Source organism: Halomonas sp. ND22Bw, from assembly GCF_003011945.1.
GTDB classification, from domain to species: Bacteria; Pseudomonadota; Gammaproteobacteria; order Pseudomonadales; family Halomonadaceae; genus Halomonas; species Halomonas halophila.
Genome location: NZ_PXWD01001225.1, coordinates 1 through 258, shown reverse-complemented (window position 1 = coordinate 258; position 258 = coordinate 1). Strand labels below are relative to the sequence as shown.

At 67.1% G+C, this 258-nt stretch carries 1 protein-coding gene; it reads left to right on the top strand.

Annotated features, from left to right (window positions below):
* Window positions 1–258, top strand: a 258-nt coding sequence (locus tag CVH10_RS22070) for a hypothetical protein (RefSeq protein ID WP_219924995.1), incomplete at both ends; no start/stop codon positions are given.

Genomic DNA, 258 nt, shown 5'->3' with positions numbered 1-258 from the left:
ATCGCTATCGCCTGGACAAGGACAATCTGGCGGTACGCCGGAACGAGATCGACGCGACGGTCGGTTCGCGCCGCACCTATGCGACGGTCGGTTATCTGCGGCTCAACCGCAACATCCAGGGGCTGGAGGATCTGCAGGACCGCGAGGAGGTGCGCGCGGGCGGGCGGCTGGCGTTCGCGCGTTACTGGTCGGTGTGGGGATCGGCGATGATCGACCTGACCGACCGTGCGGAAGACCCGCTGTCGCAGTCGGACGGCT